Source organism: Sphingobium sp. TomTYG65 (assembly GCF_055395525.1).
This window is the reverse complement of the sequence record NZ_AP027330.1, coordinates 1,499,929-1,517,811: the sequence shown is the minus strand read 5'-3', so window position 1 is coordinate 1,517,811 and position 17,883 is coordinate 1,499,929. Positions and strand designations below refer to the sequence as shown.

The following is a 17,883-nucleotide window of genomic DNA, read 5'->3' as shown; positions in this document are numbered from 1 at the left end:
CACAATTCTTCATCCCATGATATGGAACGCGGGCACCAAGACGCTCTTGCCGCCCAACTTAGAAAGCATCTCGACAAGCAGGGACAAACAGGTCATACCAGTTTGACAGATTACCGCTTGTGCGGTGGTAATCAGGCAGGGTGAGGAACAGGCGTGACCGATAGTCAGCATGAGCCGGAAGACGGCTTGCTTGGGCGAGTTCAGTCGCTGGTGCGGGCATTTGGCATTCTCGATGAACTGGCGAAGAGCGACAATATGACGCTCAGCGATCTGTCTCGCGCCGTTGGACTGCCCCGATCCACTACCCATCGCCTGCTGACGACCATGGAAGCGTTGCGCTATGTCGCATTTGATCGGCGTAGGAACGGCTGGTCCATCGGCGTGCAGGCTTTCACGGTAGGAGCCGTATTCGCGCAAACGCGTGACCTGGGTCAGTTGGGCCGCACCATCATGCGATCACTCATGTCCGAAGTGCAGCATTGCGTGAATATAGCCGTGCCCGAAGGTGCAGGCGTCTGCTATGTGGGGCAGGCTGCCACGAACGGGTTCCGCCAGACAGCCGCACGGCCGGGCGCTGTTTTGCCGCTGCATACCACTGCGTCCGGCAAGGTCCTGATGGCACAATGGTCCAGAACTGAATTCGACCGCTATCTGGACGGCGCCCCTCTTAAAGCCCGTACCGCACGCAGCATCATCGACGGTGATCGGCTCCGTCGCGAACTGGCGGAGATAGGGGCTCGCGGCTATGCGCTCGATGATGAGGAGCATAGCGACGGGCTGCGTTGCGTCGCGGCGGTGGTGAACGACCGTTACGGATTGCCAAAGGGGTCGCTGTCGATCTCGGATCGATCTTCGCACCTTACCCGCGAGCGACTTGATGTTCTCGGCCCAGCGCTGATGAGCGCTGCGCAGCGCATGAGCATGGAAATTGCGGCGCAGAGCTTCTGAACAACGGCCCTACGCCGCTTTCGGGGCCTAGCTTTCGTCACTTGAGATCATTTCTGTCGGGTTGATGAACAGAAACGCCGTGGCGGGCACTCCATCCATTGCGACATAAGACGCGCAACGCCCGCGTAACAGCGCGAGGCGGCAGGATAGAGGATGATGAAAGATATGAGGGCTCATGACCTCAAGAGGTGCGCCGCAACCGGATCGCTGGCGATCACCAGCCTGCTGATGTCCGGCGCCTCAGCGCCTCAGCCTCAGACCTTGTCGTTCGCGCTGACTAACATTTATGTGGCGGCCTATGAGGATGAGAAGGCGTGCCGAAGCTTGTCGCTCAGCTCGGCGGACCTCTTTCTCAAGACGCTGCCGCCTGCCGAGCGGGCCAAATATGAAGCGCCTGAAAAGGTGCAGGAACTGCACAAGCTGATGGGTGAGCGGCTCGGCTTCAAGATGGTGCCGACTGGCAAGGATTCCGGATCTAATGGCAGCATGGCAAGCCTCACCGAGGCCGAGCGGCAGGCATTGCGGCAGCAATATAATATTCCCGAGGGCAAAGGGATTCCCGCCTTTCTCGGGACGCGGTTCGCTTATGACAGCTGCACCAATCCCGAAGACTTTCCCTTCCTGGAAAAAGGGAATGAGGATTATCGCGGGCCGATCGCCTATGGCATCGATCTCGACGGCCGCACTGGCAAGGATGATTATGTCAGTCCCGACCAGAAACCGGGCGTTGACAATCAACTGATCCGGGCGGTCGGATGTACCTTTTCGACGCGGGACTTCGGCACGCCGAAGGTTGCGGACAATGTGATTACGTCCATGTCTTCGCCTACGCTGGTGGAAATCAGCGGCGTCGATGATCCAGCCAATGACGACGACGTAACTGTACGCATCTACGCCAGCGCCAGCCCGCTGGAGTTATCGGGCGCGGGGAAGCCGTTGGCTTGGGCCAGCCTGGACGTTGATAAGGACCGCCGCTTCATGGCGCAGACCACGGGGAAAATTCGCGACGGCGAATTGATTACCCAGCCGTTCGACCTGAAGATGCGCCTAAGAGAACAGATCGTCGACAGCTATCGCGAGCTGCGCCAAGCCCGCATTCAGGCCAAGATCAAGCCTGGCGAAACCATCGAAGGTGGCATTTACGGCTACCATACGCTGGCGAGCATCGAGGATAATTATCATCAATCGACCCAGGTCGGTGCCAATTTGACGCGCATGTCCTGTCCGGCGTTGATCAAGGCGGTGCGTCGCTATGCCGACGGCTATCCTGATCCCAAGACGGGCCGCAACAGCGCCATCTCGTCCGCCTTGCGCTTTAAAGGCGTGCCGGCCTTCCTGATCAAGCCTGAGCAGTTGGCGCAAGGTGGCCAGCCATGAGCCGCCCGTTTAATTTTCCGCTCCTTCTTCGGGCGTTGTCAGGGGTCACTGCGCTGGGATCGATTGGTGCTATCCTGCTGGCGGCAAGCGCCGGGCATGCAGATGCGCCATCGGAAGATTCGGTGCTGCAGCAACAGCAAGCGCCCAAGTTCCGGCGGCTGACCGAAGCGCAATATCGCTCGACCATCGCTGATATATTCGGACCCGATATCAAGGTCAGCGGACGGTTCGAACCCGACATGCGGGTCGGAGGCCTGCTGGCGGTGGGAACCAGTGCAGTATCTCTGACGCCTGCGGGTGCCGAACAGTATGAACAGATTGCACGCGGCATCGCGGAACAGGTGGTCGACGCGAAGCATCGTGACAAGTTGGTCGGGTGCGCGCCTCAGCCTTCCGATCCGCAAGGCGCGACTTGCGCCGAAGGGTTCTTCAAGCGAGTGGGCCTTCGCATCTACCGCAGGCCGCTCACCGATGGTGAGGTGAAGCTCGCCGTCGCCCAAACCTTGGCGGCGTCAACAACCCTCAAGGACTTCCACGGCGGCCTTGCGATCATGCTGACAGCGATGTTGTCGGACCTGCCTTTTCTGTTCCAGACTGATCGGGAGGTTGCCGACCCCCGCGCGCCGGGTGGCCGCACGATCGACGCTTGGTCACGGGCCAGCAAGCTCAGCTATTTCCTCTGGAATAGCACGCCGGACGAGCAATTGTTGCAGGCAGCAGCTGATGGCAGCCTGATGACGCGTGCGGGACTTGCGGCACAGGTCGACCGGCTGATGGCCTCGCCACGGTTCGAGGCCGGGGTACGGTCCTTCTTCGACGACTTCTTGCAGTTGGAAGGCATGATGTCGCTGTCAAAGGACGGCATCATATATCCGGCTTTCCGCTCGTCCGCCGCGCCCGCTGCGCGGGAACAGACGCTGCGCACCATCACGACGTTGCTGGTGGCCGAGAATGGCGATTATCGCGACCTGTTCACCACGCGCCGCGTAGCTATGAACCGCCAGCTGAGCCCGCTTTACCGCATGCCCTATGGTCCACGCGACTGGTCTATGGTCACGCCGCCTGATGATGACCCGCGTGTGGGCATTCTGACGCAGATCAGCTTCCTCGCGCTCCATTCGCATGAGGGCCGTTCCTCGCCTACGCTGCGCGGCAAAGCCGTGCGGGAGGTGCTGATGTGCGAACATGTCCCAGCACCCCCTGCCAATGTGAACTTCACCATCGTACAGGACACCAGCAACCCAGCCTTCCGCACGACCCGCGAGCGGTTGAAGGCGCACCTGGATGATGAGGAATGCGCCAGCTGCCATAAGCTGACCGATCCCATGGGACTGACGCTCGACAGCTTTGATGGAGCAGGCCAGTTCAGGGCGACGGAAAACGGCGTGCCGATCGACACGACTGGCATGTTGGACAAGGTCGCATTCAGTGACAGCGCCGGCTTGGGCAAGGCTCTGCATGACAATCCGAAGGTGACGCAGTGCCTGACGCAGTCGGCATGGCGCTATGCCGCTGGCCGGGCCTTGTTGCCGTCCGAGGAGGCGGTAACAAACCGGCTGCATGAAGATTTCGCTCGCACCGGCTATCGCATTCGCTCGCTGTTCCGGCAGATCGCCGTCGATCCCCAATTCTTCGCAGTCCGGTCGCCATCGGCGCCTCGTGTCGCGAGCAAGCCATCTTCAGGAAGGAAAGGCTGATGAGGTCGTTGGACAGGCGTGGATTTTTGCTACGCGGGATGCTGGGTGGAGGCGCAGTCGCCGTCGGCCTGCCATTCCTCGACTATTTCCTGGACAATAATGGCGCTGCTCTAGCCGCGACCTATGGCGGTGGCCGTCTGCCCGTGCGTTTCGGCACGTGGTTTTGGGGTTGCGGAATGATCCCGGACCGCTGGAATCCCAAGACAGCCGGGGCCAATTACGACCTGCCGCCGGAACTCGCCCCAATCAAGCCGGTGCAGGACAAAGTGTCGGTTCTTTCGGGCTTCAGCGTCACTTTGGGCGGCAAGAGCAATCAGCCGCATATCTCAGGTAATGTCGGGCTGCGCACCGGCACTCCCAACGACACTTGGCAGCAGATCGTGGGTCCGACGTTCGACGTTAGTATCGCAGACACCATCGGCGGCGGAACGTTGTTTCGCAGTTTGGAACTGAGTGCGGACGGCAATCCACGCACCAGCTTTTCCTACCGCAGCGGGACCGAGATGAACCCTAGCGTGGCGTCGCCGATGGAGCTTTATCGCCGCATCTTCGGCGCGGATTTTCGCGATCCCAACGCGGCCGAATTCACCCCCGACCCCAAGGTGATGGCGCGCCGCAGCGTCCTTACCGCGGTCACGGAAGAGCGTCGCCGCATGTTGGGGAAGCTGGGCGCCGAAGATAAAGCGCGGATCGACAGCTATTTTACCTCGATCCGTGAAGTCGAGAACAAGCTGGCGCTGCAACTGGAAAAGCCGCCCCCGGCCGAAGCCTGTGTCGTACCAGCGCAGCCAGAGGACCTCGTCGCCAGCACTGATGTTCCGGCTCGGCAAAAGTCTCACAAGCTGATGGCGGAAATGCTGGCCATGGCGATGGCGTGTAATCAGACCAAGGTCTTCAACATGGTGTTTTCGACGGCCACTGCCGATCTGCGACAGGCCGGATCGCCGACCGCATATCACCAGGCCACGCATGAAGAACAGGTGGACCGCGCCAAGGGATATCAGCCGACGGTCGACGAATTCTCCACGCAGAGCATGCAGGGCTGGGCAGATTTCGTGACGGCTATGGCAGCAATCAAGGAAGGCGATGGGACCTTGCTCGATAATATGTTGGTCGTTGCCCATTCCGAGGTCAGCTATGCCAAGAACCATGACTTGAACGGCATTCCTGTAATGCTCGCCGGGCGGGCGGGCGGCAAGGTGAAGAGCGGCATTCACGTAGCGAGCCAGGGGGACCCCATTTCCCGCATCGGCCTGACCATGCAGCAGGTCATGGGCGTGCCGGTCGACGCATGGGGCACGGAAGCAATGCGAACCTCCCGCACCTTGTCGGAGATCATGGCATGAAGCGTATTCTCGCAATCTTTCTTTCCATGCTGCTGACGCCGACCCTCGCCTCTGCGCAGCCAGTCGGGCCGGCGACGGCGTCGGGCTTCAGCTTTCTGTCGCTCGAGGTCGCAGACATGGGGCGGGCACGCTCCTTCTACGTCGATGGATTGGGCATGAAACCGGTCTTCACCGTCAGCAAGCCGGGGGACCCCGCAGAGAAGATTGCCTTCAATTTTTCAGGTGATCCCAAATCGAGCGAGCCCCTGTTGATCCTGATCCACTATCAAAAGCCCAATGCGACGCAGAACCATTCGACAGGCGCAAAAGTCGGCATCCGTGTCAGTGACAGCCGCGCTGCGGCGTTGAAACTGCAAAAGGCAGGCTTCCCGGTCGCGAGGATCGCTGCCGCTGACGAAAAAGGGCCGGTGATCAACAGCGTTGTGCGAGATGCGGATGGCGTGATCGTGGAGTTGGTCGAATTGCGGATGCCGTAGCAGCGCTCTGCTCTACCAGCGCCAAAATAGCGGCTTAGCCGATAGTGGCTTTCACCAGCGTTCGGCGAAATTCAGTGGGCGCCATCCCGGTCCAGCCGCGAAATGCGCGGCGCAAGGCATCGGAATCACACAGATCCAGCCGTTCGGCAATATCTTCAATCGACATCCGGCTGTTCGTCAGCATGTCGATAGCCATTTCGCGGCGCAGCTCGTCCCGGATGACTCGGAAGGACGTGCCTGCACTTTGCAGCCTGCGCCGCAAGGTCATCGGCGCAACGGCGAGATGGCGCGCCAATTCCTCGAGCGAGGGAAGCTTGCGCCTTTCCCGTAGAGCCATCGCCATGAAATGACGCGAGCGGCGAACAATCTCCAGCGGATCTTCGCCGACCCTCAAGCCGAAGAGGAAGTTGAGCGTCGGTAAAGCTTCGCAATCGGACATCGTGCGAATGACTGGCTGGTCGAGCAAGGACGCGGCAAAGCGTAATTCCAGCTGTTCCGCGCCAAGCAGTAAATTGAATGGCAACGGCTCGGCGTTCAGGTATCGCTCGGCAGATTCAGGGAAATCGAGCGCCAATGTGCCTTCGATTGGCCTCCCTATCAGCCAGCTGAAAATAGAATGAAACATCAACTGACCGTGCAGCGTAACGATGAAGTCCATCTCCTCATCGCCGCTTCGCGCACCTGTGTAGGATAGAATAGCTTTTCCGCCGCTTCGTCTTAGCGCCATGCTACCCATGCGCCCGTCAATCGCTCGCAGCAGTTCTTCGGTCCTCATGATCGCTTCACGCAAGGTACGACTGCCTACGAGGCAATAGAAAAGCAGCCTCCAATCGCCACCCCGAAAAGGCGGCCGCCCCGTTGCCGAGGCTTGCATGTCCGATAGTTCGACGCTGGCACGTGAAGACAGCTTTTGTAAATTTGTGATTTCTAGCGTTGGCAGCGTGTTCACGATGAATTGATCGAGCGGCTCCTCAAAGCCATTGACGCGCAACACACCGGCGGCGTTGCCTCCACGACGAGCGAGCAATGTTAGCAGCCGTGCGACAATATCATGGCCCGGTTCGCCGATGCCTGTCGACAGCGTGCTGCTCCCATCGGAACCGACTAATTCGGCCTGGGGCGGAAATTCCTTCTCTCCACCAAGATCCATGATCCTCTCCCGTGGTCCCAAGACACCGAAATCGTCAGGGCAAGTCAATGGGAGGGTGAATGGCTCCGTTCCACATCATGGGATGAATGACAGATGCATTTGATCTCGCCAACGCTTTTGGTGTCATGAAGAAGCGCATCTTAAAGGGGGCGTAGCGCCTGGATAGCTTCCAGGCGCTACTGCACCAAGTTGTCAGCGTTGTTCCACATGGTGGGATGGGCGCTTATGGCGCGTGAACCCTTCCTCTAAGATGCCGGCTATTCATTAACGGGTAAATCGCCATGAAAACGGAGGGGACTATGAAGGGACGAAGGGGTCATCATCTTATCAGCTTGCTAAGCTGTGCATGCGGCCTGGCCATCGCCAGCGGCGCAGCGGCCCAGCAGGTGGAACAAGGCGCGGCTGAGCCGAACCCCGCCGAGATCATCGTGACCGCGACGCGCCGTGCCGAGACGCTGCAGGAAACGCCGTTGGCAGTTGATGTCGTTACAGGGCAGGAGATCTCCAAGCTCAATCTCTTCGACGTCAAGGAAATCCAGAACGTCGTTCCTGGCCTAACGCTGGAGAACGGCGATGGTCGGAGTAATATTGCGACATTGCGCGGCATCTCGTTCAATCCGGACAGCGGATCGAGCGACGCAGTTCAGGTCTATTTCAACGAGATCGACGTTGATCCCAACACATTCTTCAGCGCCATTTACGACATCGGTCAGATACAGGTTCTGCGCGGCCCTCAAGGCTTGTTCCGCGGTAAAGTATCGCCTGCTGGCTCGATCGTCATAGGCTCGGCTCGTCCGGACCTGGGCAAGCCGACCGGCTACGCACAGGCAGCGGCCAGCGATCTCCATGCGTACAACTTCCAGGGTGCCGCGTCCGTGCCAATAATCCAGGACAGCTTGGCTGTTCGCGGCGCGCTCCTATATGACCGTAACCGCGCCGGTCAGGTAAAGAATGTCGACGGGCGCAAATCCTACAACGAAACGATGAGCGGGCGTATTTCGCTTGCTTGGCAACCGTCGTCAGAATTCCGTGCCGATTTGGTTTACCAATATCTTTGGACCGATACGCGTCCGTTCCGTGCCGTCTTCGGCCCCGGCAATCAGCCCAGCCCGAGCAGCTTCTTCCCCTTACGTAGCGGTCCTGCGATCAGCTTGAATGACCGCTTGGCAGTTAGCGAAGGCGCCTTGCGGTTCACAAATGAGACGCATCTGATCACCCTCAACACCAATTATAATTTTGGCTGGGGTGAACTGGTATTCAATGGGGGCTATCAAAAAACGCGGCTGGAACAGCAGCGTGACCAAGACGAGGGCAATGCGGTCCCGGGCTATCAGCTGAATCAGCATGTGCACACACCCTATGACCTCTGGACCACCGAAGTCCGTCTTCAGTCGCCAAGCCACTCTCGTCTTACCTGGGCGATCGCGGCTAACTACGACTATTCAAAGTTCAACGACGTCCGCGTAAATCAGAGCAACGACGCCTTTTTTACCGATCCGTTCGGCACAATCTTCCCCGGCATGACCGGTCCCGGCCCCGTGCCTCCCCAAATTTTTGTGTTTCCTGTCGATGTCTCGGTGATCCTCCCGATCCTTAGCAAATCCTATGCAGTGTCAGGCTTGCTCGGATATGAAGTGGTCGATGGTTTAACCATAACCGGCGGTCTCCGCCAAACTTGGGGCAAAACCACCCGTTCTCAGCGCCTCATAATCCCGGCTATTGGCACTGACACCACCACAGTAAGTGTTGTGAAGCCAAGCGCTTTGACTGGCGGTGCGGCCATTAGCTGGAAGGTAAACCCTGATCTGAACATTTATGCGAACTACGGCCGGTCATTCCGTCCGGGCGTCGCAGCAACGGGTGTATCGACGCCACTCGATTCCCAATATCTGCAAACCCCTGACGAGACATCGGACGGATTTGAAGTCGGCCTTAAGTCGAGCCTATTTGACCGAAAAGTTTCCATAAACATCGCGGCGTTTTACCAGAAGTTCAAAAACTACGTGGACTTTGCTCCAGCATTGACGACTAACTCGTCACGCGTGCCGGGTGCTGTTGACACAGCGACTGCTCCGCTGCCGACCTATGGTGATGCCATCAGCAAGGGCGTTGAGATTCAACTTGGCTTCCAGCCTTCTCCGTGGGTCGACTTAAATGTCAATGCCACCTACGCTGACGCGCATTACGATAATGCTAGACTGTATTGCAACGATTATAATGGTGATGGCATCCCTGACTCTATAGGCACGCCCAGCGTACCAGGAACGGAACAGGTTGCTGTCTGCACCCGTAACGATCGCATCGCTGACGTGCCGAAGTTCAGCCTGACGAGTAATGGCGAAATTCGCTTTGGCATGGGTTCACTAACCCCATTCATCCGTGGCCTTCTGTCCTATCGGCCGGGCTTCAAGTCACAGAACAGCAATTATACCTACCGTGATTTCACCAAAGTCGATCTTTTCGTTGGGATCCGCGGCGAAGATCGTTGGGAATTCAACTTGTTCGTGAAGAACCTCCTCGATCAGACGCGTGCACAGCGGGTGTCGCAGGGCAACTTCCAGGTTGGAACGAACGCACTGCCGGGTCTTGGAAGCTTTGGTACGATCCCGTTCGACTCAGGCTATCGCGTGGCGACCATCACGTCGCCGCGGGAATTCGGCGCTACGCTGCGATTTAATTGGTGATCAATTGGCCGGGGGTTTGAAGGTGATCCCCGGCCATCAACACCCTATCGAGTAGTCGCGCTTTGTCGGCAGGTTGCTCGACTTAATTGCATAGATAGGAACCTGGCGCTTCGATCCCCATTTCCCGATGCGCGGCTATCGCAAGGGTGGGACGACCGACATGTTGTTCGTAAATCCTCCAACTCCGGCAAGAGGGCGGATCGACTGGACCTAGGCACAAAAAAATTGGTACCTGGGCGACCTTAAAGAGTCGGTCTCTTCTGTAGCTTTAATCCCGCGACCATCACGGCCGTAGGAGGCGTGTCATGGGATTATCAGAATTTGATCCCGCCGCTCGTGAGCGAGTGTCATGGAACGCCGGAACCAAGGTTGGCGCGAACGAGCGCTGAAATCCTGTCAGATTTGGACGCTTCGCTTCTTTCTCGACCAACACGGACGCATCCGGAATCGGCTCCTGGTCGATCTCGCCATCGATGCAAGCTTCCGGGCTGCGACCTGGTAAGAGGCAGTCGGGCCCCGCTGTCCTCCAAGGAGCGGAGCTTCGCGCGGGATAGAACTGCCTAATTGATCCAGTCCGCCGAGGTTCTAGATAAGGCCAACGGGAGCGCGGCGGTATTCGCCTGAATGGTGACGCGAAAAAGAGAGGAACGGTGGGCATGAGGACAATAGCGCTGAAGGTTTGCGGCGCAGTGCTGAGCGCCGCGCTGGCGGGCGGTGCAGGAACAGCCGAATCGCTCGCGGCGAAACGCGTGGCGCAACCGTTTCTGCTAAAGCAACCCAGCCCACGCGCGTTTCAGGACCACGAAGGGTTTGTTTCACTGTTCGATGGTCGGACCTTGGCGGGCTGGGATGGCGACCCCCAGGTCTGGCGCGTGGAAAATGGGGTGATCGTCGCCGTTCGCCCGCCGAACCGGGCGATGAACAACAGTTACCTCGTCTATCGCGGCCTGAAGGCTCGCGACTTTGATCTGCGCCTGGAAATCAAGGCGGCTGTTGGTGGGTCGGGCATTCAGTACCGCAGCCGCACCGGCCTTGCCTGGACCAACACTGTGCCGGGCGCACCGCCGCCCAATCTGCGCTGGATGATGACAGGGCCGCAGGCCGATTTCTGGCCGGCTAAGACGTTCGGCCGCGACCTGTTCAGCGGTCAAGTCTACATGGAGAACGAGCCCGCGCGGGTGACGAGCTGGCGCGGACAAGTGACGCGACGCTCCGCCGGCGCCGCTCCGGAACTGGTGGGCACGATTGCCGAGGGCAGCAATCTCGCGCTCAACGTTCGCCCGGACGACTGGAACGAATACGAGATCATCGCGCGCGGCCCTGTCGTGCTTCACCTCCTGAACGGCCAGCTTATGGCGGCGAGCGTGTTTGACGATCCGCAATCCCCTGACAATCGCGCCGGATTGATCGGCATCGAAGCCGAGCTCAACCCGGCGCGGGTCGAGGTGCGGAACATATGGCTGCGCAGGCTGGACTGAACCGAGGGATCGTGTCCCAACGCATGGTGTAGGTTCGCCGGCGTAGCCATGGCGATCTCCGGCGAGAGCCGGGTTGATCACGCGGCCATAGGCGGCAGCGTGACGAGCGGATCATCGCCGATTTGGGCGACGCTTTCCAGTGTCATGTAGCGGGCGCGCTGGACCGCCCATTTGATGGCATGGACCACCCCTATTGAAGGGTGCACTCTCATGGCCAGTCATCAAAGGAGGGAAGCATGTCAGTGATCGCTATCGGCCTCGACCTCGCAAAGACGGTGTTCCAAGTCCATGGCGTGGACGAGAACGGCCATACGGTTCTACGCCGAAGGCTTTCTCGCGTAGATCTCATCGCGTTTTTTAAGAAACAACCAGCATGTTTGGTAGGCATGGAAGCGTGCTCCAGCGCGCATCATTGGGGGCGTTTGCTCATCGAATTGGGCCATACGATGAGGCTCATTCCGCCGCAGTACGTCAAACCTTTTGTCAAAAGAAATAAGACGGATGCCGCCGACGCGGAATCGATTTGCGAAGCGGTCGCCAGGCCGAACATGCGCTTCGTGCCGATTAGAGTATCCGTGATGATCAAGCTGGAGATTGCGTCCAGCATCGATCGGCTTTGAGCAGGGCGTTCGCGGTGACGACGAGCTTTCGCATGACGGCGGTGATGGCGATCTTGGCGGGCTTCCCGGCAGTAACGAGCTGCTGATATTTTGCCTTGAGATCGGGATTGTACCGGGCGGCGACGAGGGCCGGCATATAGAGAGCCTGCCGCACGTTGGCGCGTCCGCCACGGATGAAGCTCTTGCCTTTCCATTGTCCGGACTGTCGAGCGACGGGGGCGAGGCCGGCGAGGGATGCGGCCTGCTTGTTCTCGAGGCTGCCGAGTTCGGGCATGGTGGCGATGAGCTGGTTGGCGGTCAGCGTTCCGACGCCGGCGATGCTGGTGAGGATCTCATGCCGGCGGGCGAGCGCGGCATCGGCGGCGATCAGGTTGGCGATCTCGGTATCGAGCGCCTCGATATGCCGATCGATCTGCTCGAGCCGCTGCCGGCACTGGCGCTTGAGGAAGGCGATGGTGAGGTTCTTCTCGCGATTCTTGAGCGCGGTGCGATCGCGCACGAGGCCGTCTCGGGCATTGATGAGCTCCGCCATCTGCGCCTGCTGTGCGCTTCGAGCGGGTCTGACCGGCGGCTGCAAGGTGGCCGCCATACGGGCCAGCAACATGGCATCGATGCGATCGGTCTTGGCCAGAATGCCAGTCGCCTGGGCGAAGCGCCGGGCGCGCTCCGGGTTGAGCTTCACGCAGGGCCAGGCAGCCAGAGCCGCCTCCAGCGCCCGATGGTAGGTTGCGGTTGCCTCATAGGCGATCCGCTCGACCGGCCATTGTCGCAGCCAGGCGATCAGCGCCTTGTGGCCCTTGGCGGTGTTGGCGAACTGGCGCTCGGCGCCGGCAGGGTGGACATGGCAGTCGAGGCTCGCTTTGGAGATGTCGATGCCGATCGTCTGTGGTAGATTGTCGCTCATCTTTTCCGCTGTCCCATGCTTGTCATCCGGGTCCAAAACCCCGGTATCCGTTCGGGCCTGATGGAAAAGAAAGGGGCGATCCTACTCTAACCCGGTCCCACAACGACCGGCGCTTTCACGATCCGTCCCCTTCCGCCCGGGCCGGGGTGGCCACCCCGGCCCGGGCAATCCAGCATGACCCAAACGGACCGCAATGTCATAAGACAAGCGGTTTTCGATCAGTCTGGATCATAACCGCACGAGCTGAAATAGTTGGCACATTCGGTGGGCTGGAAGATGTCAACAAGCCTGCCGATGAGGCCACACAGGCCGCTGACGGTGCGCTCGCCTGCTTTTCGGAGCATGGCCTTGAGGCCTGCCCCGTTTGGCGACGCCAACCCCATCAGGGTCCGAAGCTGCAATCAAACAGCCGCAACGACTTTGCCCAATCTGACAATAGTGGCGGATGACCGCGCGATGTCGACAGTAGCGGCAGGGACGCTGCGGGAGGTGAGGTCCAGGCGGGCCTCACGGCTGTCAAGGGACGGGCCGCTCAACGTGGCGACGCTCTGGTGGCGGGGCAGCGGCAGGCGGACGTCGGTGCTGACTTCCTTGTTAAGGATAGCGAGCAGCGTGCCCTGAGCCGTGTCGGCTGCATAAGCGACGACGTTGAGGCCCTGCGCGTCCAACTGGACGGTCCGCATGCGCGCCCCGCTGAACAGCCCGGCAAACTTCATGCCCCAATAGACCGGCTGCGGCTGCACTTGCCCGTCCATATTGCCGATCGGCGTGTAGAAGGGGCGCGGGCGGGGCTGCGCGTCGGGCAGCATTTTTTCGCCCGCAAGGCCGCCGACCGAGTTGGCAACCGCAGGGCCAGCGCCGCCGTGCAGGTTCACGCTGGAATAGCCTAGCGACATGAGCTGGAGCATATAATCAGCGGCCCAGAGCGCTGCGACATAGCTATCCGACACGCCCGGCTTGCCACCGTGGTAGGCGGTGTTGCCTTCCGTCATGCGGTAGGCAACACCCATCTTGCGCGCGGCGTCGCTGGTCAGCTTGCCTTCCTGAGCCTCCCGGGTCGAGCGCAGGAGGAGGCGGTCGGGCTTGATCCGCGGATCATTGGGACCGCCCTTGTAGAAATGATGCGACAATGCCTCGATCCGCGGCGGATTCTTGATCGACGCCCAGCGGTCGGCGATGGCGGGCAGCCAGTCGAGCTTGTAAGCGACGTCGGGCAGGATGAAGCGGGCATCCGGGCTGACCGCCGTGATCGCATGGGCAGCGGCGAGCCATTCGGCAAGATAGGTGTCGGGACCCCAGGTCTTGGGATCGCGCAGGTGCGAGCTGAACACGTCAACTTCATTGCCGATGACGAACGCAACCAGCCGCTTGCCAAGCCGCCGTTGGACATAGGCTGCCTCGCGCGCCATGTCATGCGGCACGCCATTGCCAAGGTTAAGGCCATAAATGCACCGCCATCCGGTCGCATCCAGGAAGCCCTTGAGCGCATCGATGGCTGCTGGGGTGACGGCGTAGCTCAGGTCAGGGCGCGGCTGGCCCGGCTTGATCGGCCGTTCGATGCGCGGCGGCTGCTTGTCGCCGGGGCGCTCCTTCCACCAGGAAAATTCGCTGGTGTTGCCGCCGATGCGCAGAATGCCAGCGGGCGTCAGGTCACGGAAAGCGCGGACCAGCGGGCGGTTGCGCGCGTTGAAGAAATCGGGCGTTTCAAGCTGCTGCGTCTCGTAGGACAGGCCGACAAAGTCGCGGGGCACCAGCGGCCCTTGCGCCGATCCATTGAGCGAGAGCGACAGGCTCGCCGGGGTTTCCGCAGCGCGCGCCGGGACGATTAGCGCCCCGGCCGCTGTCAATATTCCCGCGTTCAGGAAATTACGGCGGTCTATCATTGCTCGAACCTCTTAGATGATAATTACCGGCGATCTACATTTCTGCCGACTTTAAAGTAGCCAATAACCATTGGGCGGAGACTGTAAAGGTGCTTGGCCCATGACCGATTTGAGGGTTAATGGTACAGAAGTTAATAGCACGGCGTCATGGTCCCAGCTCCAAGGCAGTAGCGGAACCCGCTCGACAGGTTGGTAACGTTGCCCGATCCACAAGTGGCGCCAGACGGCTGAGCCGCTGCGCACCTCACTCGAGGTCGCTGACATCTTTCGCACCGCCGGGCGACGGGGAGATGAGCGGTGATCAATGTGGATTTGCGACGATAGCGATCCTCGAAGATTTCGAGCAGGTTGAGCCGCTGCTGATCATTGAGACCGTGAGTGCCCCAGTCATCTAGGATCAGCGATTGCACGCGGATGAGCTTGTCGCCCACTAGCGGGAACCGGCCATCGAGGCGCGCGAGGGCAAGGTCCTCGAACAAGAGAGGCATATGCATATACAGTACTGGGTGATCGTTGCGCGCATCCTGATGATCGAACGCACATCCCAGCCAAGTCTTTCCGGTGCGGTCTGGCCAGTGATTCCCGTCGCCTGGCCATGAAGTACCTCCAAACTTGGTGAAGTAGCCAAGGTGAAATTTCGTACGTGCCATTTCTTGGACCTCTTTGTGATCTCAGCAGGAAGACCATTATCGACCCTCCAATTATCCAAGCGGTTTGACCGGAACTCTCTGCGCAAATCCGTGCTCGATGCTATGTAGCAGTAGCGACTGATATCCCACCCAGATGCCAGCGGACCGACAGGGAAGGCAAAGCGCAATCGCTGAGAAGGCGATTGCGCTTCGCTTGCTCAGGTACCGAAGTGATACCGAAGCGAAATGCCGTACATTTTAGGCTCGCCATAAATGTAGGAGTTGAAGCCGTTCTGATAGGAAATGCCCTGGCTGCTGATGATATAGTTTTCATTGGTCAGGTTCGTGGCGAAAGCGCCGAGATCGAAGTTCGACCCAGCGACATTTTGCCACTGTATGTTCAGTCCCAGCAAGCCGTAGCCATCTCCCGGCCCGCACTGGACCGACCCGGCATAGGTTCCGCTATTCACGCGGGGACAGTTGCCGCCGATATAGGCGAACGGCTCGTCAATGGGTGCCTTGGACGGTGAGGTATATTGAGCATCGATGTAGGAATAGGTTGCCGAAATGCTGACCTTCCCAATCGATTCATCAAGCGGCAAATCGACCCTGCCGGTGATGCTGAACTGGTTTTTCGGGGTGAACTGAAAAGGGATGTCGGTCAGGACGCACTGACCCGTTTCGCCATTGAACGGAACACCCACGCCGCAATCGAAGCCGGGCGGCAGGCCAAAGGCAGGAATGCCATCGGGAAACAGGGATGGCGCGGTATATTCATCATATTTTGCAGCGGTGTGGGAATAGGTGCCCGACAGCGTGAGCCAGCGTGTGGGCCGCACCTCGCCCTCGAACTCCACCCCTTGAAGGTGCGCCTTGCCCGCGTTGCTGGTTTGCGCGCCAAAGACCTGCTGCCCATTGTAGAAATAGGCAGTTCCCCCGGTCCTCTGCAAATCCTTATAGCTTGTGTAATAATAGTTGATGTTCGTGCGGATCGGAATGCTGCCGACATGCCAGTCGGCTTTGATGCCGCCCTCGTAAGCGGTTACGAATTCCGGCTGGAAGGAACGAAGATCAGGTGCAGGGGTCGAAGTGCCGACGCCGCCCGTCTTGTATCCCCGGCTGACCTTTGCGTAGAGCAACACGTTCTGGTTCACATTATAATCAAGGCCTACTGTCCAGTTCGGCGCCTTGAACTTGGCACTGGACCTCGTGACGGGCGCATCGGGCAACCCAAAGTTCGAGAAGGCCGTCAGCTTGTCCCATGTATAGCGATAGCCCGCGGTCAGCCGCAGTCCATCAAGGCTCTGTGACAGGCTGCCGAAGGATAGGGTTCCTTGTGCATACAGGGCTTGGCTGATCGTCCTCTGGCCGCGACGGGTCGGATTGAAAGCTGAAACCAACTGCGCGCCCAGCGGCTTCACGCTCTCATAATAGGCGCCCACGGTGAAGTTGAGCGCTTCCCCCGCGAGCTTGCCCTGAAACTGGGGCTCAAACGAATATTGCCGTGCATCGGTGTAGTAGTTGTACTTTGAAAATCCACCGGGACTGATCTCATCGGCGCCGATCAAAGTACCGCCCTGTGTGGATGGAGGCCTGTGATCGTCAGGATAGCCATCGCCATCGAAAGGCGCGCTGTTCTTCAGATGCTGATAATTGGCGATGTTACGGAAGGTCAAAGTATCGGTAAGTTCTGCCGAGAAGATGTCGGTGATGGAGAAATAGCGTGTCCGTTCGCTCCAGAGCAACGGGCTGAGTGCGACCGACCGGATACCGCGACCGTTCTGTTGCTGGAGATAGGTGCTGAATGGCAGCCCCGTTTGAGGATCAACGCCGTCGGGGACGGCATTAGGCACCGTTCCCGTGCCATGTTCCTGGACGCGGCCCACGGTCGCGAGGAGATAATTTTCGATGCCGGGCGCAATGCGCCAGGTCAAACCTGCACGGAAGGAATAGCGATTGCGATTATCCAGGTCCGTGTCCGTGGTGATTTCGTGCGTGAAACCGTCGCGCTTCTGATAGATGCCGGCGACGCGCAGCAGGAGCGTATCTTCGACAATCGGCAAGTTCAGCGCGCCGCGCAACTCGATCGAATCATAATTGCCATATTGGATCTGGCCATAACCTTCGAGTCGGTCCGTTGGACGCTGCGGTTCGAACAGGACCGCGCCGCCAGTTGTGTTACGGCCAAACAGCGTGCCTTGCGGTCCGCGCAGGACCTGCAGGCTGGCGAGGTCGTAATAGTTGAGGCCGCCGCCATTCTGGGCGTTGTTGCGCTGATCCGCGATCAGCGGGACTTCAGCCGAATAGAGTACCACGCCCGGCGCCGCGTTGAAGGTCGCGCCTTGGCCACGGATCGTGATATTCTCGGTATTGCGCTGCTGTCCCGATCCGCCGACCACAAGCGAGGGTACTTGCCCCAGCAGGTCCTGCGTATTCGAGATGTTACGTTGCGTCAGCGAGTTGGCGTCGAACGCGGTCGCGGAGATCGGGACATTCTGTAGCCGTTCTTCGCGCCTGCGTGCTGTAACGATGATTTCCGAAAGGCCCGATCCGGTGGCTGAGGCGGTCGGAGCAGGCTCATCCTGTCGCGCCGATGTCTGGGAGAAGGCCGTTCCAGCGCAGCCGACGAGGACGGCTGTTCCCATCAGCGCCCGGATCAAAGTCAAATGTCGCATAGTCATGATTCTTCCC

12 protein-coding genes and 2 pseudogenes are annotated in these 17,883 nt (G+C 59.5%); 8 read left to right on the top strand and 6 right to left on the bottom strand.

From position 1 onward, the window contains the following. Positions 1 to 153 precede the first annotated feature (153 nt). The 5 genes from ACZ5Y5_RS07475 (at position 154) to ACZ5Y5_RS07455 (ending at position 5,844) form a co-directional block, all read left to right on the top strand. Positions 154 to 948 (top strand): IclR family transcriptional regulator, encoded by a 795-nt coding sequence (locus ACZ5Y5_RS07475; protein WP_464808026.1) that lies wholly within the window; start codon positions 154 to 156, stop codon positions 946 to 948. 156 nt (positions 949 to 1,104) lie between these two features. Next, the gene (locus tag ACZ5Y5_RS07470; RefSeq protein WP_464808025.1) at positions 1,105 to 2,325 is read left to right on the top strand and encodes a hypothetical protein; all 1,221 of its coding nucleotides are present in this window, start codon (positions 1,105 to 1,107) and stop codon (positions 2,323 to 2,325) included. Next, the gene (locus ACZ5Y5_RS07465) at positions 2,322 to 4,022 is read left to right on the top strand and encodes a DUF1592 domain-containing protein (RefSeq protein WP_464808024.1); all 1,701 of its coding nucleotides are present in this window, start codon (positions 2,322 to 2,324) and stop codon (positions 4,020 to 4,022) included. The genes ACZ5Y5_RS07470 and ACZ5Y5_RS07465 overlap by 4 nt, the downstream gene beginning before the upstream one ends. After that, on the top strand, positions 4,022 to 5,368 hold the full coding sequence (locus ACZ5Y5_RS07460; RefSeq protein WP_464808023.1) for a DUF1552 domain-containing protein: 1,347 nt from the start codon (positions 4,022 to 4,024) through the stop codon (positions 5,366 to 5,368). The genes ACZ5Y5_RS07465 and ACZ5Y5_RS07460 overlap by 1 nt, the downstream gene beginning before the upstream one ends. Then, complete coding sequence (locus ACZ5Y5_RS07455) at positions 5,365 to 5,844, top strand: VOC family protein (protein ID WP_464808022.1); 480 nt, start codon at positions 5,365 to 5,367, stop codon at positions 5,842 to 5,844. Before ACZ5Y5_RS07460 ends, ACZ5Y5_RS07455 begins: the two co-directional genes overlap by 4 nt. 34 nt (positions 5,845 to 5,878) lie before the next feature. Here ACZ5Y5_RS07455 and ACZ5Y5_RS07450 read toward each other — a convergent pair whose 3' ends face one another. Then, positions 5,879 to 6,994, bottom strand: coding sequence for a helix-turn-helix domain-containing protein (locus tag ACZ5Y5_RS07450; protein WP_464808021.1), 1,116 nt, complete (start codon positions 6,992 to 6,994; stop codon positions 5,879 to 5,881). A gap of 299 nt (positions 6,995 to 7,293) precedes the next feature. On the opposite strand from ACZ5Y5_RS07450, the gene ACZ5Y5_RS07445 reads away from it, so the two are divergent. The 3 genes and pseudogenes from ACZ5Y5_RS07445 to ACZ5Y5_RS07435 form a co-directional block, all read left to right on the top strand. Next, entirely contained in the window at positions 7,294 to 9,678 is a 2,385-nt protein-coding gene (locus ACZ5Y5_RS07445; protein ID WP_464808020.1) for a TonB-dependent receptor, read from the top strand. A gap of 689 nt (positions 9,679 to 10,367) precedes the next feature. Beyond that, positions 10,368 to 11,156 (top strand): 3-keto-disaccharide hydrolase, encoded by a 789-nt coding sequence (locus ACZ5Y5_RS07440; protein ID WP_464808019.1) that lies wholly within the window; start codon positions 10,368 to 10,370, stop codon positions 11,154 to 11,156. 236 nt (positions 11,157 to 11,392) lie between these two features. Beyond that, a pseudogene (locus ACZ5Y5_RS07435) lies at positions 11,393 to 11,725 on the top strand (IS110 family transposase); the annotation flags it as partial. Positions 11,726 to 11,738: 13 nt separating this feature from the next. On the opposite strand, the gene ACZ5Y5_RS07430 reads toward ACZ5Y5_RS07435, so the two are convergent. The 5 genes and pseudogenes from ACZ5Y5_RS07430 to ACZ5Y5_RS07410 form a co-directional block, all read right to left on the bottom strand. Then, positions 11,739 to 12,680 (bottom strand): IS110 family RNA-guided transposase, encoded by a 942-nt coding sequence (locus ACZ5Y5_RS07430; protein WP_464808018.1) that lies wholly within the window; start codon positions 12,678 to 12,680, stop codon positions 11,739 to 11,741. A 218-nt stretch (positions 12,681 to 12,898) separates the two neighbouring features. Then, positions 12,899 to 13,033 (bottom strand): annotated as a pseudogene (locus ACZ5Y5_RS07425) (IS630 family transposase); the annotation flags it as partial. A gap of 48 nt (positions 13,034 to 13,081) precedes the next feature. After that, the gene (locus ACZ5Y5_RS07420) at positions 13,082 to 14,563 is read right to left on the bottom strand and encodes a hypothetical protein (RefSeq protein WP_464808017.1); all 1,482 of its coding nucleotides are present in this window, start codon (positions 14,561 to 14,563) and stop codon (positions 13,082 to 13,084) included. Between the two features lie 131 nt (positions 14,564 to 14,694). Continuing rightward, positions 14,695 to 15,213, bottom strand: a complete 519-nt coding sequence (locus tag ACZ5Y5_RS07415) for an ATP-binding protein (protein WP_464808016.1) — start codon at positions 15,211 to 15,213, stop codon at positions 14,695 to 14,697. Positions 15,214 to 15,410: 197 nt separating this feature from the next. After that, positions 15,411 to 17,873 carry a TonB-dependent receptor gene (locus ACZ5Y5_RS07410; protein ID WP_464808015.1) on the bottom strand — a complete coding sequence of 821 codons (2,463 nt, stop codon included), beginning with the start codon at positions 17,871 to 17,873 and terminating at the stop codon, positions 15,411 to 15,413. Positions 17,874 to 17,883: the final 10 nt, after the last annotated feature.

Excerpts from the sequence above, each read along its gene's own strand:
- ACZ5Y5_RS07470 (WP_464808025.1), top strand. The coding sequence starts at position 1,105 with ATGAAAGATATGAGGGCTCATGACCTCAAGAGGTGCGCCGCAACCGGA.
- ACZ5Y5_RS07465 (WP_464808024.1), top strand. The coding sequence starts at position 2,322 with ATGAGCCGCCCGTTTAATTTTCCGCTCCTTCTTCGGGCGTTGTCAGGG.
- ACZ5Y5_RS07460 (WP_464808023.1), top strand. The coding sequence starts at position 4,022 with ATGAGGTCGTTGGACAGGCGTGGATTTTTGCTACGCGGGATGCTGGGT.
- ACZ5Y5_RS07455 (WP_464808022.1), top strand. The coding sequence starts at position 5,365 with ATGAAGCGTATTCTCGCAATCTTTCTTTCCATGCTGCTGACGCCGACC.
- ACZ5Y5_RS07450 (WP_464808021.1), bottom strand. The coding sequence starts at position 6,994 with ATGGATCTTGGTGGAGAGAAGGAATTTCCGCCCCAGGCCGAATTAGTC.
- ACZ5Y5_RS07445 (WP_464808020.1), top strand. The coding sequence starts at position 7,294 with ATGAAGGGACGAAGGGGTCATCATCTTATCAGCTTGCTAAGCTGTGCA.
- ACZ5Y5_RS07430 (WP_464808018.1), bottom strand. The coding sequence starts at position 12,680 with ATGAGCGACAATCTACCACAGACGATCGGCATCGACATCTCCAAAGCG.
- ACZ5Y5_RS07420 (WP_464808017.1), bottom strand. The coding sequence starts at position 14,563 with ATGATAGACCGCCGTAATTTCCTGAACGCGGGAATATTGACAGCGGCC.
- ACZ5Y5_RS07415 (WP_464808016.1), bottom strand. The coding sequence starts at position 15,213 with ATGGCACGTACGAAATTTCACCTTGGCTACTTCACCAAGTTTGGAGGT.
- ACZ5Y5_RS07410 (WP_464808015.1), bottom strand. The coding sequence starts at position 17,873 with ATGACTATGCGACATTTGACTTTGATCCGGGCGCTGATGGGAACAGCC.